Annotated in this window: 17 protein-coding genes and 1 other annotated feature; of the genes, 6 read left to right on the forward strand and 11 right to left on the reverse strand. The window is 53.4% G+C overall.

Translation table 11 applies throughout. The features are described from left to right. The first annotated feature begins 18 nt into the window (after positions 1 to 18). A complete protein-coding gene (fsr, locus tag LY264_RS18260; protein WP_003021788.1) occupies positions 19 to 1,239 on the forward strand; it encodes a fosmidomycin MFS transporter in 1,221 nt (406 codons plus the stop codon). Between the two features lie 225 nt (positions 1,240 to 1,464). Beyond that, positions 1,465 to 3,144, forward strand: coding sequence for a YbaL family putative K(+) efflux transporter (ybaL, locus tag LY264_RS18265; protein WP_048214776.1), 1,680 nt, complete (start codon positions 1,465 to 1,467; stop codon positions 3,142 to 3,144). Positions 3,145 to 3,189: 45 nt separating this feature from the next. Here the strand turns inward: ybaL and gsk are convergent, their stop codons facing one another. After that, positions 3,190 to 4,494, reverse strand: coding sequence for an inosine/guanosine kinase (gene gsk / locus LY264_RS18270; protein WP_071692489.1), 1,305 nt, complete (start codon positions 4,492 to 4,494; stop codon positions 3,190 to 3,192). 152 nt (positions 4,495 to 4,646) lie between these two features. On the opposite strand from gsk, the gene aes reads away from it, so the two are divergent. Next, positions 4,647 to 5,606 carry an acetyl esterase gene (aes, locus tag LY264_RS18275; RefSeq protein WP_003831053.1) on the forward strand — a complete coding sequence of 320 codons (960 nt, stop codon included), beginning with the start codon at positions 4,647 to 4,649 and terminating at the stop codon, positions 5,604 to 5,606. On the opposite strand, the gene hemH is transcribed toward aes, so the two are convergent. From hemH to LY264_RS18315, 8 genes are all read right to left on the reverse strand, one after another. After that, positions 5,603 to 6,565 (reverse strand): ferrochelatase, encoded by a 963-nt coding sequence (gene hemH / locus LY264_RS18280; protein ID WP_003831052.1) that lies wholly within the window; start codon positions 6,563 to 6,565, stop codon positions 5,603 to 5,605. The genes aes and hemH overlap by 4 nt on opposite strands. Before the next feature lie 163 nt (positions 6,566 to 6,728). Next, the gene (gene adk, locus LY264_RS18285) at positions 6,729 to 7,373 is read right to left on the reverse strand and encodes an adenylate kinase (protein ID WP_003021773.1); all 645 of its coding nucleotides are present in this window, start codon (positions 7,371 to 7,373) and stop codon (positions 6,729 to 6,731) included. 231 nt (positions 7,374 to 7,604) lie between these two features. Beyond that, the gene (gene htpG, locus LY264_RS18290) at positions 7,605 to 9,479 is read right to left on the reverse strand and encodes a molecular chaperone HtpG (RefSeq protein WP_032942554.1); all 1,875 of its coding nucleotides are present in this window, start codon (positions 9,477 to 9,479) and stop codon (positions 7,605 to 7,607) included. A gap of 110 nt (positions 9,480 to 9,589) precedes the next feature. Continuing rightward, positions 9,590 to 10,195 (reverse strand): recombination mediator RecR, encoded by a 606-nt coding sequence (recR, locus tag LY264_RS18295; RefSeq protein WP_003021767.1) that lies wholly within the window; start codon positions 10,193 to 10,195, stop codon positions 9,590 to 9,592. Then, positions 10,195 to 10,524 carry a YbaB/EbfC family nucleoid-associated protein gene (locus LY264_RS18300; RefSeq protein ID WP_003021764.1) on the reverse strand — a complete coding sequence of 110 codons (330 nt, stop codon included), beginning with the start codon at positions 10,522 to 10,524 and terminating at the stop codon, positions 10,195 to 10,197. The genes recR and LY264_RS18300 overlap by 1 nt, the downstream gene beginning before the upstream one ends. Before the next feature lie 57 nt (positions 10,525 to 10,581). Next, positions 10,582 to 12,510 (reverse strand): DNA polymerase III subunit gamma/tau, encoded by a 1,929-nt coding sequence (gene dnaX / locus LY264_RS18305; RefSeq protein ID WP_003831049.1) that lies wholly within the window; start codon positions 12,508 to 12,510, stop codon positions 10,582 to 10,584. Then, positions 11,185 to 11,249: a sequence feature (DnaX frameshifting element), on the reverse strand. Its footprint overlaps the gene before it by 65 nt. Positions 12,511 to 12,720: 210 nt before the next feature. Further along, positions 12,721 to 13,272, reverse strand: coding sequence for an adenine phosphoribosyltransferase (apt, locus tag LY264_RS18310; RefSeq protein ID WP_003021759.1), 552 nt, complete (start codon positions 13,270 to 13,272; stop codon positions 12,721 to 12,723). A gap of 193 nt (positions 13,273 to 13,465) precedes the next feature. Continuing rightward, complete coding sequence (locus tag LY264_RS18315; protein WP_048226271.1) at positions 13,466 to 13,843, reverse strand: DUF454 family protein; 378 nt, start codon at positions 13,841 to 13,843, stop codon at positions 13,466 to 13,468. Between the two features lie 69 nt (positions 13,844 to 13,912). On the opposite strand from LY264_RS18315, the gene priC reads away from it, so the two are divergent. Together priC and rsmS are read left to right on the forward strand one after the other, a co-directional pair. Continuing rightward, positions 13,913 to 14,440 carry a primosomal replication protein N'' gene (gene priC, locus LY264_RS18320; RefSeq protein WP_048214780.1) on the forward strand — a complete coding sequence of 176 codons (528 nt, stop codon included), beginning with the start codon at positions 13,913 to 13,915 and terminating at the stop codon, positions 14,438 to 14,440. A gap of 14 nt (positions 14,441 to 14,454) precedes the next feature. After that, positions 14,455 to 14,619 (forward strand): pleiotropic regulatory protein RsmS, encoded by a 165-nt coding sequence (gene rsmS / locus LY264_RS18325; protein WP_071692490.1) that lies wholly within the window; start codon positions 14,455 to 14,457, stop codon positions 14,617 to 14,619. A gap of 71 nt (positions 14,620 to 14,690) precedes the next feature. Here the strand turns inward: rsmS and mscK are convergent, their stop codons facing one another. Continuing rightward, on the reverse strand, positions 14,691 to 18,056 hold the full coding sequence (mscK, locus tag LY264_RS18330; protein ID WP_048214782.1) for a mechanosensitive channel MscK: 3,366 nt from the start codon (positions 18,054 to 18,056) through the stop codon (positions 14,691 to 14,693). A gap of 128 nt (positions 18,057 to 18,184) precedes the next feature. Continuing rightward, positions 18,185 to 18,835: a multidrug efflux transporter transcriptional repressor AcrR gene (gene acrR, locus LY264_RS18335; protein WP_003831045.1), complete on the reverse strand. Its 651-nt coding sequence runs from the start codon at positions 18,833 to 18,835 to the stop codon at positions 18,185 to 18,187. A gap of 141 nt (positions 18,836 to 18,976) precedes the next feature. Here acrR and acrA point away from each other — a divergent pair, with 141 nt between their 5' ends. Next, positions 18,977 to 20,170: a multidrug efflux RND transporter periplasmic adaptor subunit AcrA gene (gene acrA / locus LY264_RS18340; protein ID WP_048226274.1), complete on the forward strand. Its 1,194-nt coding sequence runs from the start codon at positions 18,977 to 18,979 to the stop codon at positions 20,168 to 20,170. The last annotated feature ends 9 nt before the right edge of the window (positions 20,171 to 20,179 follow it).

Genomic DNA, 20,179 nt, shown 5'->3' on the forward strand with positions numbered 1-20,179 from the left:
AAACAGAAGTGACTTTCTATGGCAATAAGTGAACCAACCCAGCCTGTGGCTGGCGCGTCAGCGTCGGTTGCTAAAGCACGCACCTCATTTGGCATTTTAGGAGCGATCAGCCTCTCCCATCTGCTAAACGATATGATTCAGTCGCTGATCCTGGCGATTTATCCGCTATTGCAGTCAGAGTTCTCGCTAACGTTTATGCAGATCGGGATGATCACCCTAACCTTCCAGCTTGCTTCCTCGCTGCTGCAACCGGTGGTGGGTTACTGGACGGACAAATACCCGATGCCGTGGTCGCTGCCCATTGGGATGTGCTTCACGCTGAGCGGACTTGTTTTGCTGGCCATGGCCGGCAGCTTCCATATGGTGCTGCTCGCCGCGGCGCTGGTTGGCACCGGCTCTTCGGTATTTCATCCGGAATCGTCCCGCGTGGCGCGCATGGCCTCCGGCGGTCGTCACGGCCTGGCGCAGTCAATTTTCCAGGTTGGCGGCAACTTCGGCAGCTCTCTGGGGCCCTTGCTGGCAGCTGTCATCATAGCGCCATATGGTAAGGGTAATGTGGCCTGGTTTGTTCTGGCTGCGTTATTAGCGATTGTCGTCCTGGCACAAATCAGCCGTTGGTATGCCGCGCAGCATCGGATGAGTAAAGGAAAACCGAAAGTCGCCATCGTAAATCCGTTACCGCGCAATAAAGTGGTGCTGGCGGTAAGCATCCTGCTGGTGCTGATTTTCTCCAAATACTTCTATATGGCGAGCATCAGCAGCTATTACACCTTTTATCTGATGCAAAAATTCGGATTATCGGTACAAAACGCCCAGTTTCATCTGTTTGCCTTCCTGTTTGCCGTCGCGGCCGGGACGGTGATTGGCGGACCATTAGGCGATAAAATTGGCAGAAAATATGTTATTTGGGGCTCTATCCTCGGAGTTGCGCCATTTACCCTCGTTTTACCCTACGCAACGCTGGAATGGACCGGGATTTTAACCGTGATCATTGGTTTTATCCTCGCATCGGCGTTTTCTGCTATTTTGGTCTACGCGCAGGAGCTGCTTCCTGGGCGTATCGGCATGGTTTCTGGGCTATTTTTCGGGTTTGCCTTCGGCATGGGCGGCTTGGGAGCCGCGGTGCTAGGGCTAATAGCCGACCATACCAGCATCGATTTGGTCTACAAAATATGTGCTTTCCTGCCACTTCTGGGGATACTGACCATATTCTTACCTGATAACCGACACAAAGCCTGATTTTCTGACGGCCAAAAGTAAATTTTGGCCGTCATTACTTGCAGTAGCCATCAGCCTTTACCTCTCACATATCACCGTACTTTTCCGATCCGTGCTTTTTTGCGCGTAAAATCCCGTTTTCTTCAAAATTCAATAATTATTCATAAACATAAACATTAAAATTGTCATAAACTATTACTCGTAGTTTGGGTTTTTAGGATCATCACAGCAACCAAAGGAGACGGAATGCATCACGCCACCCCGCTTATCACCACCATTGTCGGCGGCCTTGTGCTCGCTTTTATATTAGGCATGATTGCCAATAAACTACGTATTTCTCCTCTGGTGGGATATCTGTTAGCGGGCGTTCTGGCCGGTCCATTTACACCTGGTTTTGTTGCTGATACTAAGCTCGCGCCTGAGTTGGCCGAGCTTGGCGTTATTCTGCTGATGTTTGGCGTGGGGCTGCACTTTTCGTTGAAGGATTTGATGGCGGTAAAGTCTATCGCCATTCCCGGCGCGATTGCCCAGATAGCGGTGGCAACGCTGCTGGGTATGGCGCTTTCCGCCATATTGGGCTGGTCACTGATGGTGGGGATCGTGTTTGGTCTGTGTCTTTCAACCGCCAGTACCGTGGTGCTACTGCGCGCGCTTGAAGAACGACAGCTCATTGACAGCCAGCGCGGGCAAATTGCCATTGGCTGGTTGATTGTCGAAGATCTGATGATGGTGCTGACGCTGGTTCTCCTGCCAGCCGTCGCCGGGATGCTGGAAAAAGAAGACGTCGGCTTCGCCTCGCTGGCCGTCGATATGGGCATTACCATCGGCAAGGTGGTGGCGTTTATCGCGATTATGATGCTGGTGGGTCGTCGCCTGGTACCGTGGATTATGGCCCGCAGCGCCGCAACCGGTTCACGTGAACTGTTTACCCTCTCTGTCCTCGCCCTCGCCTTAGGTATCGCCTTTGGCGCAGTAGAGCTGTTCGATGTCTCCTTTGCGCTGGGCGCGTTCTTCGCCGGTATGGTGCTAAATGAATCTGAACTAAGCCACCGTGCGGCGCATGATACTCTGCCGCTGCGCGATGCGTTCGCCGTGTTGTTCTTCGTTTCCGTCGGGATGCTGTTCGATCCGTTAGTTCTGATCCAGCAGCCGTTGGCGGTACTGGGCACGCTGGCGATTATCATCTTTGGTAAATCCCTTGCCGCCTATTTCCTGGTGCGCCTGTTTGGTCACTCCCAACGCACAGCGCTCACCATTGCCACCAGCCTGGCGCAGATTGGTGAATTTGCCTTTATCCTGGCGGGTCTGGGAATGGCGTTGAACCTGCTGCCGCAGGCCGGACAGAATCTGGTGCTGGCCGGGGCAATCCTGTCCATCATGCTCAACCCGGTGCTATTTGCGGTGTTAGAAAAATACCTCGCCAAAACAGAAACGCTGGAAGAGCAGACGCTGGAAGAGGCCATCGAAGAAGAGAAGCAAATTCCGGTGGATATCTGCAATCATGCCTTGCTGGTTGGCTTTGGTCGCGTCGGCAGCCTGCTGGGTGAGAAATTGATGGCTGCGGGGATCCCGCTGGTGGTGATCGAAACCTCACGTACCCGGGTGGATGAACTGCGCGAGCGTGGGATCCGCGCGGTACTGGGAAATGCCGCCAACGAAGAGATTATGAATCTGGCGCATCTGGATTGCGCGCGCTGGCTGCTGCTGACCATTCCCAATGGTTATGAAGCGGGTGAAATTGTCGCTTCTGCACGTGAGAAATGCCCGTCGATTGAGATTATCGCCCGCGCGCATTATGACGATGAGGTGGAATATATTACCGAACGCGGCGCCAACCAGGTCGTCATGGGTGAGCGTGAAATCGCCCGCACCATGCTGGAGCTGATTGAAACGCCGCCTGCAGGTGAAGTTGCTACGGCCAGTTAATGTCCGTGCCGGATAGCGTTATCGCTTATCCGGCCTATGCAAGATTTAACGGTCCCAGTACGACTCTTCGAGACTGTCTTCACGTTCCGGTAAACCGTGCGTCAGGCGCGGTGAATGCTGGTTCAGCACCTGATAACTCACGCGATTAGCATACTTACACACCTGGGCTAACGACGAATAGGTCAGCCAGGTGAACTTGTGCTTGCTGGAGTTAGGCACGTTGCTGCGGTGATAGCTGTTGGCGGTAATATCATGCAGCAATGCCGCCAGCGCGCCGTCACCTGCGCCGTTGGTGTTCATTATCTTCTCAGGCCCGCCCATATACGGTGCAATGTGCGAATACACGCGCAGCGGATTGGTACAGTCTTTATGGCGCATGGCGCGGCTGAATTCGTACTGGTTAAATTCGGCAATAGCACCAGGGAGCAGCGGATGCTGGGTTTTACGTTTAACTTCTTCTTCCGTAAAGCCCGCCATATACAGACCCGCCGGACCCGCCGTGCACAGCACCAGATCCACCCAATCCAGCGCCTTATCAGACGCCTGCAGCGGGTCGTTCTCGCCGGTCAGCGCTTCAGCCTCTTCTTCATTCATCGCCAGAATAGAGACATGCTCTTTCAGGAATGCCTGCCACCACTGCGGGTTATCGGCAATGACGAATTTGGTGCCCAGGGTCAGAACCACCGGCACATTGTGTTTTTTGGCATATTCAATCGCCTTCATGGTCGCTTCCGGCATCGGCTCACCCGGTTCGCAGCGCACCAGATAGGACGTCAGCACCAGCGCGGACGCGCCGGCAATCACCGATTCAGGGATGCTATCCGCCCGTAGTTTATTCATATGCCCAGGGCTGATTGCGAAGGTACGCTCACCTGACTCGCCAATCAGCGTAAAGCAGCGGCCAATCGGTCCGTTAACGCCTTGCAGGTAGTTCAGGTCGGTACGGCTGGAGGTATTGCATAAATAGCGGTACGCATAGCTGCCAATCTCGATATTGCTGCACATCACGCCCAGCAGCACCGAGCGGTCATCCGCCAGTACGGAGTAGTTGTGCATCGTGTTACCGATAGTACCGCCCGCAAACTGATGGGTGATCAAATTTTCACGCACCAGTTCCTGGTAGAGCGCTTCTGCGACATCATCGGCAATCACCAGAGAATGCCCGGCGCTTAATCCATAACGTTTTACAAAGTCATCATCCACTTTGGCTTCAATATCCACCAGCGTCTGGTCGATACCTACCACCCAGGCTGCGCTGGTTTCATTTTCTGGCTGAATTTGTTGCAGCAACGGATCGCGCGCGCTGACGGGAAAATAGTGTTTGGATTTGCGTTTACCGGGAAATTTCATGGTCGATTTTACGGGTGGTTAACTGAGCGATGCATGGTAGCACATTCCCTGCCACGCATGCGATGCGGCGCTAAGTTTCAATATCAGACGGTGAGATCGCAGTTTATACGGGATTAATTTCTACAATAACTCACCTTCACAAGGAGCGTTTTATGAAGCCGGAAAACAAGATCCCCGTACTCGACAGAATTTCGGATGAAATGAAAAGCGTGGTGAATTTTCATCGCGACGATCTGCCGCCGTGGCCCGCTGCAGATGACTTCGTGGCCCAGCGCCAACACTACATTCATGAACGGCAGTTGTGGAATGCCGATGCCCCAGAGATGAATACCCGCGAATGCGTTATTTCTACCGCATGCGGCCCCGTGGCCACACGTATTTACTCACCGCAGCCTCATAGCCTGGCAACGTTGTATTATCTGCACGGCGGCGGTTTTATTCTCGGTAATCTGGATACCCACGACCGTATTATGCGCTTGCTGGCGCGCTATACGCAGTGCACGGTAATTGGTATCGACTATTCGCTTGCGCCAGAAGCCCGTTTCCCGCAAGCCATCGAAGAGATTGCCGCCGTCTGCCAGTATTTTCATCAGCACGCTGGCGACTATTCTCTTAATGTGAATCATATCGGTTTTGCGGGCGATTCCGCCGGAGCCATGCTGGCGCTTGCCAGCGCGCTGTGGCTACGGGATAAACGCATTGTCTGCGGCAAGGTGGCTGGAGTGCTGTTGTGGTATGGGCTTTACGGCCTGCAAGATTCACTGAGTCGACGGCTGATGGGCGGAGCGTGGGATGGGTTAACCCGCGAGGACTTGCAGATGTACGAAAACGCGTACCTGCGTAGCGCTGACGATCGCGAGTCACCGTATTATTGCCTGTTTAATAACGATCTGACGCGTGACGTGCCACCGTGTTTTATCGCTGGCGCTGAGTTTGATCCGCTGATTGACGATAGCCGCTTACTATTCCAGACGTTGCAGGCGCATCAGCAGCCCTGCCAGTACAAAATGTACCCCGGTACGCTGCACGCCTTCCTGCACTATTCGCGAATGATGAAAACCGCCGACGATGCATTACGGGAAGGCGCTCGTTACTTCAGAGCCCAGCTTTAACGGTAAGCGTCGGTCAGTTTAACCATCATTTCGATATGTTCCGGTGCGGCATTAAGCGCCGGAATATACTCATATTGCTTACCGCCAGCTTCGAGGAAAATCTCCCGGTTTTGTACCGCTATCTCTTCCAGCGTTTCGAGGCAATCTGCCGAGAAGCCCGGACACATAACCTGGATATGTTGTGTCCCTTTCTCCGCCAGCATTTTTAACGTTTCGTCGGTATACGGCGTCAACCACGGTTCGCGACCAAAGCGAGACTGGAAGGTCATCATTACTTTTTCTGGCGGCAGGCCAAGCGCTGAAACCAGTTCACGAGTGGTATCGCGACAGCGCTGCGGGTAGTCATCGCCTTCATCGGCGTAACGCTGCGGAATGCCGTGATAGGAGAGCAGCAGCAAATCAGGTTCACCGTGTTGAGCAAATGAATCCCGGGCACTCTTCGCCAGCGCATCGATGTAGCTGCTGTCATCGGCGTAATCACGAATAAATGAAACGCCAGGAATACCGCGTTTACGCGCTAAGATACGCGCTAGCTCGTCCCAGACGGCCGCCACCGTCGAACAGGAATATTGCGGGTACAGCGGTAACACCACCATGTGTTCAACCCCGCTTGCCAACAGTTCATCGACCGCGCTTTCAAGCGACGGCGAACCGTAGCTCATTCCCAGCGCAACAGGGGTATTTGGTAGGCGTTCTGCCAGCGCCCGCTGTTGTGCCTTGCTATAAACCATCAGCGGGGAACCGTCTTCCATCCAGATTGACTGGTACAGCTTGGCTACGCGTGGCGCACGCAACGGTAAAATCACCCCGCGCAGAAGCGGCCACCACAGTGCAGGTGACGTATCAACTACGCGTGGATCGCTTAAAAACTGGCGCAGGTAGCGCTTAACGGCTTCGGGGGTTGGGGCATCGGGAGTGCCGAGGTTTGCCAGCAGGATACCGGTTTTCGTCTGACGCATTACCGCCTCTTATCGATTCAAATTGTTGATAATTGTAGCGGAAAAGCGATAAAGAAGAACTAATTGCTGTGAGAGGTAAGACGAGAATTTGCCTGATGGTGCTACGCTTATCAGGCCTACGCGATAATGGCAGGCCTGATAAGAGATTTATTACGCGAAAAAATTAGCCGAGGATTTTTTCCAGCGCTGCGCGCACGTCAGCAACGGCCTGAGTGCCATCAACTTTCGCGTATTTGGTGTTACCCGCCTGCGCTTCTTTAGAGTAGTAGCCGATCAGCGGAGCGGTCATCTGATGGTATTCCACCAGGCGCTTACGTACAGTTTCTTCCTGATCGTCTTTACGGGTGGTCAGCTCTTCGCCGGTCACGTCGTCTTTACCTTCAACCTTAGGCGGGTTGAATTTGATGTGGTAAACGCGGCCAGAAGCAGCGTGTACGCGACGACCCACGATACGGTCAACGATCAGTTCGTCAGGAACATCGAACTCCAGAACGTAGTCCACGTTGATGCCCGCTTCTTTCATGGCGTCTGCCTGCGGAATAGTACGCGGGAAGCCATCCAGCAGGAAACCATTACGGCAGTCTTCCTGAGCAATACGCTCTTTTACCAGCGCGATCACCAGCTCATCAGTCACCAGCTTACCGGCGTCCATGATGTCTTTCGCTTGTTTGCCCAGCTCGGAGCCAGATTTCACGGCGGCACGCAGCATATCACCGGTGGAGATTTGCGGAATACCATACTTCTCCATGATGAACTGAGCCTGAGTTCCTTTACCCGCGCCCGGAGCGCCAAGCAGAATGATACGCATTACGAAAATCCCCTTAAAGGTTGTCGATATTTTTTAAAAAGCGCTAAACGATACCACCATCACGCAATTGGCTCAAGAAAGACGCCCGACGCTGAAACGGTTAACGGTGGGAAAATTAAAAATAAGGCGAGAAAATGCCGGATGGCGGTGGAAACACCGTATCCGGCATACTATTACGAGATGCTGTAGGCCGGATAAGCGTTAACGCCATCCGGCATTACATTACGGGTATCAGGACACCAGCAACTGGTTCATACGACGGATGAACTGGTTCGGGTCTTCCAGCGTGCCGCGCTCAGCAAACAGCGCCTGATCCAGCAGCAGTTCGACCCATTCTTTGAACTGCGCTTCGTCCTGGGTATCCGCCGTGCGTTTTACCAGCACGTGGTCCGGGTTCAGTTCAAAGATATATTTCACTTCCGGTACGGCCTGGCCCGCAGCGGCAAACAGTTTCGCCATCTGGGTACTCATTTCATCCGCATCGGTGGTGACGATGGCTGGCGTGTCGGTCAGACGGTGAGTCAGACGCACTTCTTTCACGCGGTCGCCCAGCAGGGTTTTCACGCGCTCAACGAACGGCGTCAGCGCTTTTTCCGCTTCTTTTGCCGATTCATCAACTTCATCCGCCAGCTTGTCGATGGACTCGTCAGCTTTGGCAACAGACTGGAATGCCTTACCGTCGAACTCGGTCAGGTAGTTCATCATCCACTCATCGATGCGGTCAGAAAGCAGCAGCACTTCGATGCCTTTCTTACGCAGCAGTTCCAGGTGCGGGCTGCTCTTCGCTGCCGCATAGCTGTCTGCGGTGATGTAGTAGATTTTCTCCTGCCCTTCTTTCATCCGCGACACGTAGTCTTCCAGCGACACGGTCTGTGCGGAGGAGTCAGTGTGCGTAGACGCGAAGCGCATCAGCTTAGCGATCGTTTCCTGGTTGGCGTGATCTTCCGCCGGGCCTTCTTTCAGTACCAGGCCGAACTGTTTCCAGAAGGTCTGGTATTTTTCCGCGTCGTCTTTCGCCAGTTTTTCCAGCATCTGCAGTACGCGTTTGGTCAGCGCGCTGCGCAGGTTACGGGTGACGGTGCTGTCCTGCAGGATCTCACGGGAAACGTTCAGCGGCAGATCGTTGGAATCTATCAGACCGCGCACAAAGCGCAGGTAGTTCGGCATGAACTGCTCGGCGTCGTCCATAATAAACACACGCTGGACGTACAGTTTCAGACCATGCTTGTGATCGCGGTTCCACATATCCCACGGAGCCTGGGACGGGATGTACAGCAGGCTGGTGTACTCCTGCTTACCTTCCACACGGTTGTGGCTCCAGGTCAGCGGGTCAGTGAAGTCGTGGGCGATGTGCTTGTAGAACTCGTTGTATTCGTCGTCTTTGATTTCCGACTTGTTACGGGTCCACAGCGCCTGCGCTTTGTTGATCTTTTCCCAGGAAACCACGGTCTCGCCGTCTTTTTCTTCGGATTTTTCGATCTCTACCGGCAGCGCGATATGGTCGGAATATTTGCTGATGATGGAACGTACGCGCCAGTCATCAAGGAACTCATCTTCGCCTTCACGCAGATGCAGGGTGATTTCGGTGCCGCGATCGTCTTTGGTGATGTCGGCAACGGTGTACTCACCTTCGCCCGCAGATTCCCAGAACACGCCGTTTTCCGGCTTATCGCCCGCAGCGCGGGTACGCACGGTGACTTTGTCCGCCACGATGAACGCAGAGTAGAAACCCACCCCGAACTGGCCGATCAACTGGCTGTCTTTCGCCTGATCGGATCCCATGGATTCGAGGAAAGATTTAGTACCGGATTTCGCAATGGTCCCCAGATGATCGATAACGTCATCACGGTTCATCCCCACGCCGTTATCGGCAATGGTCAACGTACGCTTATCTTTATCGAAGGAAACACGTACACGCAGCTCACCGTCGCCTTCATACAGGTCCGGGTTAGACAGGGCGCGGAAACGCAGCTTGTCTGCCGCATCCGAGGCGTTAGAGATAAGCTCACGCAGGAAGATTTCTTTATTGGAATACAGAGAATGGATCATCAGGTGCAGAAGCTGTTTTACTTCTGACTGAAAACCACGAGTTTCTTGTCCTTTCATGTAGATCTACCTCAACAATGCCATTTTCAATGGTAAAAACACGTTGAGGGTGAAATGGGGACAAGCGGGAAGGATTTCAAGCGGAAGCCGCCGTCGCGGCCTCCGTTTGTTCAGAATTTAATCTTGTGTCGCCCTGCCAGAGAGTGCGACAGCGTGGTGCCATCGACCATTTCCAGCTCGCCGCCTACCGGAACGCCATGGGCGATACGGCTGGCTTCAACGCCATATTGCATGCAAAGCTCAGCAATATAGTTGGCGGTCGCCTCTCCTTCGACCGTGGGATTGGTCGCCAGGATCAGTTCGTTGATTTGCTCAGACGCCAGTCGCTGTTCGAGACGATCCAGCCCGATATCATCAGGGCCAATACCGTCCAGCGGCGACAGGTGTCCCATCAGCACGAAGTAACGTCCGGAAAATTGCCCGGTTTGCTCAATGGCGTAGATGTCCGCCGGACTCTCCACCACACAAATCTGACCGTTTTCCTGGCGACGCGGGTTCGAGCAAATGTTGCAGACGTCTTGCTCTGTGAAGGTGCGGCAATCGGCACAATGGCCGATTTCCGACATTGCCTTCGTTAACGCCTGTGCCAGACGCATCCCGCCGCTGCGATCGCGCTGAAGTAGCGTGAACGCCATGCGCTGCGCCGACTTCGGGCCAACGCCCGGCAGACAGCGCAGTGCTTCCATAAGCTGAGTTAACAGCGGGCTGGTTTGCATCAGAACGGCATCTTAAAGCCAGGCGGCAGCTGCATTCCGGAGGAAACAGAGGCCATCTTCTCTTTCTGCGTCTCTTCAATGCGACGCGCCGCGTCGTTGAATGCCGCAGCAACCAGATCTTCCAGCATCTCTTTGTCGTCTTCCAACAGGCTTGGATCGATCTCCACGCGACGGCAGTTGTGCGCGCCGTTAATGGTCACTTTTACCAGACCCGCGCCAGATTCGCCGGTCACTTCCAGCTTGGCGACTTCTTCCTGCATCTGCTGCATTTTTTCTTGCATCTGCTGGGCCTGTTTCATCAGGTTACCCAGACCGCCTTTACCAAACATAGGCTTCTCTCTCAATCACGTTAAGGGATGACGACCGTCAAACCATTAGGCTCACGATCAAATGGGGCGAATACTCTCTTCGTCCAGCTCCGCATCGAAAAAACGACGCAGTGTCTGGATGTTATTATCCGCAATAATCGACTCACGCGCCTGCGCGAGCTTCTCTTCATAAATGGCCTGACGCCACTCCAGCGGCGTACGCACCGCTGGATTATCATCTTCAACGATGGTCAATTCAACCGTTGACCCCGTTAAGGAACTCAGTGCTTCAGCCAGTTTTTGCTGCGCGCCGCTGGAATTTAGGTGTCGCTGCGTGGAACGCAGGTGCAGGCAAACCACGTTGCCATTCTCTTCTTTCCACGCATTAAGCGCCACCTGCTCCACCAGTTTAGGCAGCGAGAGCTGACTCACCTGGGCGGCCCACGGGTCGCGTTCAATGGCTTCAGCCGCAAGCTTTGCCGCCAGTTCCGGCGTTTTTTCATGCTCAAGCGCTTTTTTCAGCGCTTTCGGCGTGGCAACGACTTCTTTAACTTCTGCAACAGGATTGGTCGCTTTCCAGCGATACGCTTCTTTCTTCGCCGGTGCTTTTTCCAGCGCAGAGACCGCCGGACGCGCCTGAACACGTTCCGACACCGAAGCCAGTCTTTCCAGCGCAGCATTATTCACCGGCCGCGCGCGGGAAGCGGCTGCCGGTTCACTCTTTTTTGCTTTGGTTGCTCCCTGAGCGCGTTGCAACTGGCTACGCGCCGCCAACACCTGACTGGTGGCATCGGAGAGCGGCACATTCTGTTGCTGTTGTGCAGGCGCAGGCTGCTGCTGCACCTGCGTCGGGGTCATCACCGCAGTGGGTGCGACCGGGGCAAATGACTGTCGTGGAACTTCAGGTTCCGGGAGCGGCATGCGCGGATGAAAAGCCAGCGCACGCAGCAGCGTCATTTCGACGCCCATTCGCCTGTCCGGCGCATACGGCAGTTCTTTGCGGCCGATTAACAAAGTTTGGTAGTAAAGCTGCACATCGGTTGGCGGAACAATTCGCGCCAGTTCACGCATACGCTGTTCAATGGCGGCCATATCGCTGCCGAGCGCGGCAGGCGAAAGCTGAACCATGGCAATACGATGCAGCAAAGCCGACATCTCAACCAGCAGCGCTTCCCATTCGATACCGCGCGCGGCGGCGTCGTTTACCAGCGCCATAACGCGTTCGCCGTCCGCAGCCACAACCGCTTCAACGAGCGAGAGCGCCTGGTCGTCGTCCAGCGTGCCGAGCATGGTGCTTACCGCCTCGGTCGAGACCTGACCATCGCCGCTGGCGATCGCCTGATCGGTAAGGCTCAGCGCATCACGCAGGCTGCCGTCCGCGGCGCGAGCCAGCAGTTGCAGTGCACGTGGTTCATGGGCGATATGCTCTTCTTTGAGGATATGCTCAAGCTGATGGCGAATCTGTTCGACATCCAACGCTTTAAGATGGAATTGCAGACAGCGCGACAGGATAGTCACCGGCAGCTTCTGCGGATCGGTAGTCGCCAGCAGGAACTTAACGTGCGCGGGCGGCTCTTCGAGCGTTTTCAGCAAGGCATTAAAACTGTGGCGCGACAGCATGTGCACTTCGTCGATCAAGTAGACCTTAAAGCGACCGCGCGCAGGCGCATACTGGACGTTATCCAGCAGGTCACGGGTGTCTTCGACTTTGGTGCGTGAGGCGGCGTCGATTTCAATCAGATCGACAAAACGCCCCTGCTCGATTTCCCGGCAGTTATCGCACACGCCGCACGGCGTAGCGGTGATGCCGGTTTCACAGTTTAATCCCTTCGCCAGCAAGCGGGCGATAGAGGTTTTCCCGACGCCACGGGTGCCGGAAAACAAATAAGCATGATGAATACGCCCTAACGACAAGCCGTTCGCCAGTGCCGTCAGCACATGTTCCTGGCCGACGACGTCAGCAAAGGTTTGTGGGCGCCATTTTCGGGCTAAGACCTGATAACTCATTGGCAGGCTCTGAAAGGCTGGAGGGTGGATTCACAGGGGGATAATGCTAACACAACCTCGCAGAGACGGCGAGGTTGACACGTTATATTCGGGCGTTATCGTTGCAGTCAGTTTGGTTTCGGGCAGCGCACAGAAACCGGAGCGTACACGCAGTACGTGAGGATTTCGAGCACTGACCGGGGCCAAAATGGCAAAAAAGATAGCCCTAAATTAGTGGCCCGGGAATGGAACCAGGCTATAACAGGTCAGCCCCTGTTTTTCCAGACGCTGTTCGCCGCCCAGATCAAACAGGTTAATGATAAAAGCAGCATCGGTAACTTCACCACCCAGACGGCGGATCAGCTTCACGGTCGCTTCAATCGTGCCGCCAGTTGCCAGCAGGTCGTCCACAACCAGCACTTTATCGCCAGGTTTGATGGCATCAACGTGGATTTCCAGCTGATCGGTGCCGTATTCCAGCTCATAGGTCTCAGCAATAACTTCACGCGGAAGCTTACGGGGTTTGCGTACCGGAACAAAGCCGACGCCCAGCCCCAACGCTACCGGCGCGCCAAACAGGAAGCCACGCGCTTCGGTGCCAACCACTTTAGTGATACCCGCATTTTTGTAGCGTTCAACCAGCAATTCAATGCTGAGGGCGTAGGCTTTCGGGTCTTCCAGTAAACTGGTGACATCACGAAAGAGAATGCCCGGTTTTGGGTAGTCGTGGATGCTTTTGATGCTATTTTTGAGAAACTCAAGCTGCTGTGCTGTCGCGGTCATAAGTTTGTGCCTGATTAATACAGTATTACTTCACTGCGCACTAAACACTTCATCCTCGACGTATCTTGAATGATTTTGTGTCTATATAAGAGCCAAGGTTACACTTGCTTAACCTTTGACCACCTGCGCCTGTGCTCGAAAACGGTCGAATTTACTGGCTGTGAGAGACAATTGCAACAGCGATTATTGCGCTTTACTGCTTTTGTTGTTTTTCATCAATCACCGGGATCCGCCACATAAAAATCAGTAAACAGGCGAGAATAACCAGCAGCAGGCCGCGCACCCACATCATATTGACCAGCCACAGTGAAATGCCAAACGTCACCAGGATCAACAAAATAGCGCGCGGTTTTGCTCCCGGCGGCATCGCACGGTGTTTTTGCCAGTGGCGCAAATACCCGCCGAACCACGAACGGTAAAGCAACCAGTCGTGAAAACGCGTCGATGAGCGGGCAAAACACCAGGCGGCCAGCAGTATAAACGGCGTCGTCGGCAACAGAGGCAATACAACGCCCAGCGTACCTAGCACTACCGCTATCCAGCCAATGATGATTAGAATAATGCGTTGCATAATATGAGTACTTAACACAGAGAATCGCTACTTTAGCATAACGGTTCTCATTTTCATCGGAGTGTTGTTGTGAAAACCGCCATGCTGTTACAGACGCTCGAAAACCAGCTTAACCGCTTGCGACAACATTGCGCCCCGCTGGCGCACCACACAACGCTTAGCGCCCGCTTTGACAGGCATCTGTTTCACACGCGCAGCACGTTGCTGCAGGCCTGCCTGGAAGAAGCTGACGATAATCTTACTGCCCTGCGCCGCGCAGTTGAGCAGCAGCAACTCCCACAAATCACCTGGCTTGCGGAACACCTTGCCTCACAGTTAGAGGCGATTTCACGTGAAACCGCCAGTTGGTCCCTTCGAGAGTGGGACAGCGCTTCTCCAGGTCTGGCGCGCTGGCAGCGCAAACGGGTCCAACATCAGGAATTTGAACGCCGTCTGGTTGAAATGACGCGTGAACGCAAAGAGCGTCTGGCTCAAGCTACCGGCTTTGAAGAACAGCAAAAACTGCATCGTGAAGTAGAAGCATTCGAGGCGCGACTGGCGCGCTGTCGCCATGCTCTGGCAAGAATAGAAAACGTGCTGGCGCGTTTAACCCGTTAATCCCCGGAGAATTTATGTCATTAGAGAACGCCCCGGACGAGGTCAAACTGGCCGTCGATTTGATTGTTTTACTTGAGGAAAATCAGGTTGCGCCTGAAACCGTACTGAAGGCGCTGGAGATTGTTAAACGGGATTACGAAAAGAAACAGCTCTCTTCTTCAAAAAAGCGCCATAGCTGAAATGCCTAATAGCGTTGCACTTATCAGGCCTACGAATGAATCGAAGCTCGCAGGCCTGATGAGTTTTTCTATTAACCTACCGAAGGCGTCGGATCATCACCTTTAATGATGTCACGCTTAACCTCGGTCACGGTATCACCTTTTGCGTTATGCAGATGCACTTCGAGCTGGTTAAAGGCGATATCAATGTCGTTTTCACGGCATAAACGATCGACCGCACGGTTCAGTTCATCAACCGTGTGGCTACGATCGCGCAGTTCACGCACGTATAAACGCAGTTCATGATCCAGCGTGCTGGCGCCGAAGGCGGTAAAGAACACCGCAGGCTCTGGATCGTGCATCACTTTCGGGTGTTCCATCGCCGCCTGCAACAGCACTTTCTTCACTTTATCCAGATCCGAACCGTAGGCCACGCCGATGCGGATCACCAGGCGCGTGGTGGTATCGGAAAGCGACCAGTTGATCAAACGCTCCGTCACAAATGCTTTGTTCGGGATGATCACCTCTTTGCGATCGAAGTCGGTAATGGTGGTGGCACGGATACGGATCTTGCTGACCGTTCCTGAGAACGTACCGATAGTCACGGTATCGCCGATGCGGACCGGGCGTTCAAACAGAATAATCAGACCCGAAACAAAGTTACCGAAGATTTCCTGCAAGCCAAAACCAAGACCAACCGACAGGGCTGCTGCCAACCACTGTAGCTTGTCCCACGAAACACCGAGCGATCCGAAGACCGTCATCGCGCCGATGGCGATGATCGCGTAGTTAAGGATCGTGGTGATCGCATACGAAGCGCCCTGACGCATCTTCAGTCGCGACAGCACCAGCACTTCCAGCAGGCCGGGTAAGTTACGGATCAGCGCCCACGCGACCATTGACGCAATAATCGCAAACAGCAGGCTGCCCATGGTGACGTCTTTCACCACCGCAGCTCCCGCTTCGGTGCCGTTGTAATGCCAGAGCGTAATGCTATCGAGGTAGCTGAATACAGTTATCAAATCAGACCAAATAGCCCAGAACAGAACACCAAACAGGGCAACCATTACCAGCATGGTGATGCGCAGCGTTTGCTGGTTCACCTGCTCAAGCGCAATGGTCGGTTCTTCCTGCGGCTCGGCTCCTTCCGCCCCTTCTTTCACCAGGTTCTGACGACGCGCTAAGGCACGGCGCCAGGCGATACGCCGTGCCGCCACGCTCAATCCACGCAGTACCGTCTGATACAGCAGGTTCCAGAGGATAACCAGATAGACCGTTTCAATCCAACGACCGGCCAGGCGCAACGTGGTGTAGAAATACCCTGTCGCCGTCAGCACCATTAATGCAATCGGGATAATTGAGAGGACAGTAATGGTAACCAGACGCAAGCCATGCGACTCTTTGTCGCGCCAGCTTTCACGACACATTGGCCATACCAGGAAGGCGATCAGCAGCAGGTTGAGGAAAATAACTACCTGACCCAGCACATCGTCCATCAAATTAAGCGGCGACAGCTCAGCAATGACCGACCAGAAGTTGAGCGGTAACAGCGCCAGGCTAATACGCACAATCTGGCGGCGCCAGTGGCTGGTCTGCTTCGCTGGCATACCAAAATGACGAATTGCCACGCCATCTTTTTCCAGCACCTTCCAGCACAGACCAAACACCAGCCAGAAGACTGTCATCTTCTTACTGAACGCCCACAGCAGGTCGCTGATATTCAACTGCATGGTAAGCAGAATCAGGCCCACGGCGAGGATAATCAGGCACGCCGGCAACGCTCGGATCAGATCGATCAGAATCGCTTTTGGCGTATTGAGCTGACTGTCATTACGCAGATTCCCTACTGCGGCGGCTAATTTCGCCTGATACTCTTTCAACCATTTCAAACGCCAGCGGATTAACCCGGCAATAAGCAGCAGCGGTAGCCCCGCCAGGAACGCAATAAAGACGGCGGGCCAGGCTTTTTCCCAGTTCACCGTGATTTTCATCGACTTAAACTGGTCTTTTAGCGTTTGCGGGAAGGCTTTGATCCAGTCCCAGTCCATCGGACGGTTACTATTAACCCAGAAGATTTGCTGCGTGAGGATCCCTTTCAGGTTCTTCGACACGCTCATTAGCTGCTGTTGATTGATTTGCAGGTTAATCGCCATCATCAACTGGTTGCCCAGCTGCTTGTTCAGCTGATCCAACAGTTCACGGCGCATATCCACAACCTGCAGCAGGGCATCATGGACTTCACCATTGACTTCGTTGCTGTGCCCTTCTTCCAGTTTGGCGACAAACGCATCGTTCTGGAATAGCGCATCACGCTGCTGGTTGATTTCAAACTGCTCCAGACGCAAATCGGCGATCCGGTTGGTCATATCGGCAAGTTCATCCGCCGACGGCAGTGTTTGTTGTTGCTGATACAGAATACGCGACAGCAGCAGACTGCCTTTCAGGACGGCGATCTGTTCTTTAATATTGCGTTCGGATTGCAGCGCGCGGTCAAGCCAGTTTTTGACTTTGATATTCTGCTGCATCAGGTTGTTGCCGTTTTCGGTCGCGGCAATCAGACGCTGGCTGAGCTGATGGTTAACGTCCAGTTCCTGCTTCACTAACGGGTTTGACTGAATACGTTCGGCTTCATCCGGCGTTACCGCTTCCTGAGCCGTCTTTTCGGTTAACGTTAGTCGTTTGCTGTTCACCGCTTCTTGCAGAAGCTGGAGCTGATGTTCAAGCCGGTTACTGTTAGCTGTTACGTAATCACGTTGTTTTTGCAAGGTATCCTGCAAAACAGTATTACCTTCGAGGCTCTTACGCTGTTGGTCGATCTGCGCATTCAGCAGCGCCTGCTGCGCCTGCAGCAACACCTGCTGGCTGGGGCGTAACGCCGCCTCTCCCACATTGGTGCCATCGAGTCGATTGCGGATTTGCTGCATTTGCTGCGACGCGGTGTACATCGCATTCTGCACACGCTCTGGCTGCGTTTGCAGCGACACCAATTGGCTGTTGTAGGCAGCAAGATCGTTTTGCGAGCTTTGCAGATCATCCAAAACCTGTGCCACGCGCGACTCAAGCTGTCGTAAGGAGAGTGTACTCAGCGTTTTTCGCGTTTCATCGTCGTTATCGACATCGCTGAGCGAATTTAACGCATCCGTCGCCTGACGCATTTTCTCCGGCGCCTGGGCAACTTTCTGACGAAGCTGTACGGTCTCATCTTTCACGCGATCGATTTTATCCAGCGTGGCGATGGTATCGAGGAGATCCTGTTGGACCAGCTTATCCTGCGCGGAGAGATCTTTTTGTTTACTCAGTGCATCCAGTTGGCTCTGAATATCCGCTTTCGTCGGCAGTTCACCACTCTGTTGCGCCCGCGCAAAAGCAGACGACTGGCAAGATAGCAAGAGAATGAAGAAAAGAATGGTAATAGCAATAAGATGCTGTGAACGTTTATAGAGCTGCAACATAGTCATGAGAATGAACGTTTCTGAACCGGAAAAGTGACCGAAAATAGTCAAGCGGCAAGAATATCACGGCTGTGACCGGCAGAATAGCAGCAGGCAAAACGACCAGGAGAATTCCTGGTACAGGCCCAAAACATTTAGTGGATTTCAGCCACGCCAAGCCGCAGAGTTGGGCACATAAGGCACATCTCCAGCAGCACTGCGACGTATTCCCGAGCTTCTTTTTTCAGATCAAACGATTCGGGGGCAAATAACCAGTTTTCTATGATTCCGGTAATATAGCTACGCAACAGGACCGCCACGCGACGTGTGTTCAGGTTTTCCGGCAGCATATTGGCATCCATACAGTGCCGCAATGTTTGTTCGATACGATCGTAATTTTCAATACAAAGATGGCGTTGAGCTAACTGAACAGAGGCCATTTCCCCGACAAATTCGCATTTGTGGAATATAATTTCCAGCAACAAACGTCGGCGTTCTTCTGTCACGGTAGCTTCAAGAACGTAAATTAAAATTTCTCTTAATACTGATAGTGGATCGTCGGGGAATTTTGCCTGATACTCAGTCTCTAACTCATCAATGTTAGGTTTTGCTAGCTCCCAGATTTCACTGAATAAATCCGACTTGTTTTTGAAATGCCAATAGATTGCGCCACGCGTGACACCAGCGGCTTTTGCGATCTCCGCAAGCGAGGTGGATGATACCCCTTGTTGCGAAAACAAATGCAGAGCAACATCGAGAATATGCTGTCGTGTTTCCTGTGCTTGTTGTTTGGTTTTTCGTGCCATATGTCAGTGAATTTACAGGCGTTAGATTTACATACATTTGTGAATGTATGTACCATAGCACGACGATAATATAAACGCAGCAATGGGTTTATGGGCTTTAAGCCATTGATCAATTTGAAATCGGACACTCGAGGTTTACATATGAACAAAAACAGAGGGTTAACGCCTCTGGCAGTCGTTCTGATGCTCTCAGGCAGCTTAGCGCTAACAGGATGTGACGACAAACAGGCCCAACAAGGGGGCCAGCAGATGCCAGAGGTTGGAGTTGTTACACTCAAAACTGAACCTCTACAGATAACAACCGAGCTTCCGGGTCGCACCAGTGCGTTTCGCATTGCAGAAGTTCGCCCTCAGGTTAGCGGTATTATCCTGAAGCGTAATTTCACTGAAGGTGGTGACATCGAAGCGGGTGTATCTCTCTATCAGATTGATCCTGCGACTTACCAGGCCGCTTATGAAAGCGCAAAAGGCGATCTGGCCAAAGCACAAGCCGCAGCAAATATCGCTCAACTGACGGTTAAACGTTATCAGAAACTGTTGGGTACTAAGTACATCAGTCAACAGGATTACGATAGCGCGCTGGCAGACGCACAGCAGGCAAATGCCGCCGTTGTCGCCGCGAAAGCCGCAGTAGAAACTGCACGCATCAATCTGGCCTATACCAAAGTGACGTCGCCGATCAGCGGCCGCATTGGTAAATCATCCGTTACGGAAGGTGCTCTGGTGCAAAACGGTCAAGCGACCGCACTGGCGACCGTTCAGCAGCTGGACCCGATCTACGTGGACGTGACGCAGTCAAGCAACGACTTCTTGCGCCTGAAACAGGAGCTGGCCAACGGCACGCTGAAGCAAGAGAATGGCAAAGCGAAAGTCGAACTGGTAACCAATGACGGCATTAAATTCCCGCAGTCCGGTACGCTGGAGTTTTCTGATGTGACGGTTGATCAAACCACCGGGTCGATTACGTTACGCGCCATCTTCCCTAACCCGGATCACACCTTACTGCCGGGTATGTTCGTCCGTGCACGTCTGGAAGAAGGGATTAACCCAACTGCATTACTGGTTCCACAGCAAGGTGTTACCCGTACACCGCGTGGCGATGCCAGTGCATTAGTTATCGGTGCAGACAACAAAGTTGAAACTCGTCAAATTGTCGCCGCACAAGCGATTGGTGACAAATGGTTAGTCACTGATGGACTTAAGCCGGGCGACCGCGTGATTGTTACTGGGCTGCAGAAAGTACGTCCTGGCGCGCAGGTAAAAGCGCAGGAAATCACCGCTGATAACAACCAGCAAGGCGAAAGCGGTAGCCAGCCTGAACAGTCCAAGTCTTAACTTAAACAG

The sequence above is a fragment of the Citrobacter portucalensis genome, from assembly GCF_023374935.1.
GTDB lineage: Bacteria > Pseudomonadota > Gammaproteobacteria > Enterobacterales > Enterobacteriaceae > Citrobacter > Citrobacter portucalensis.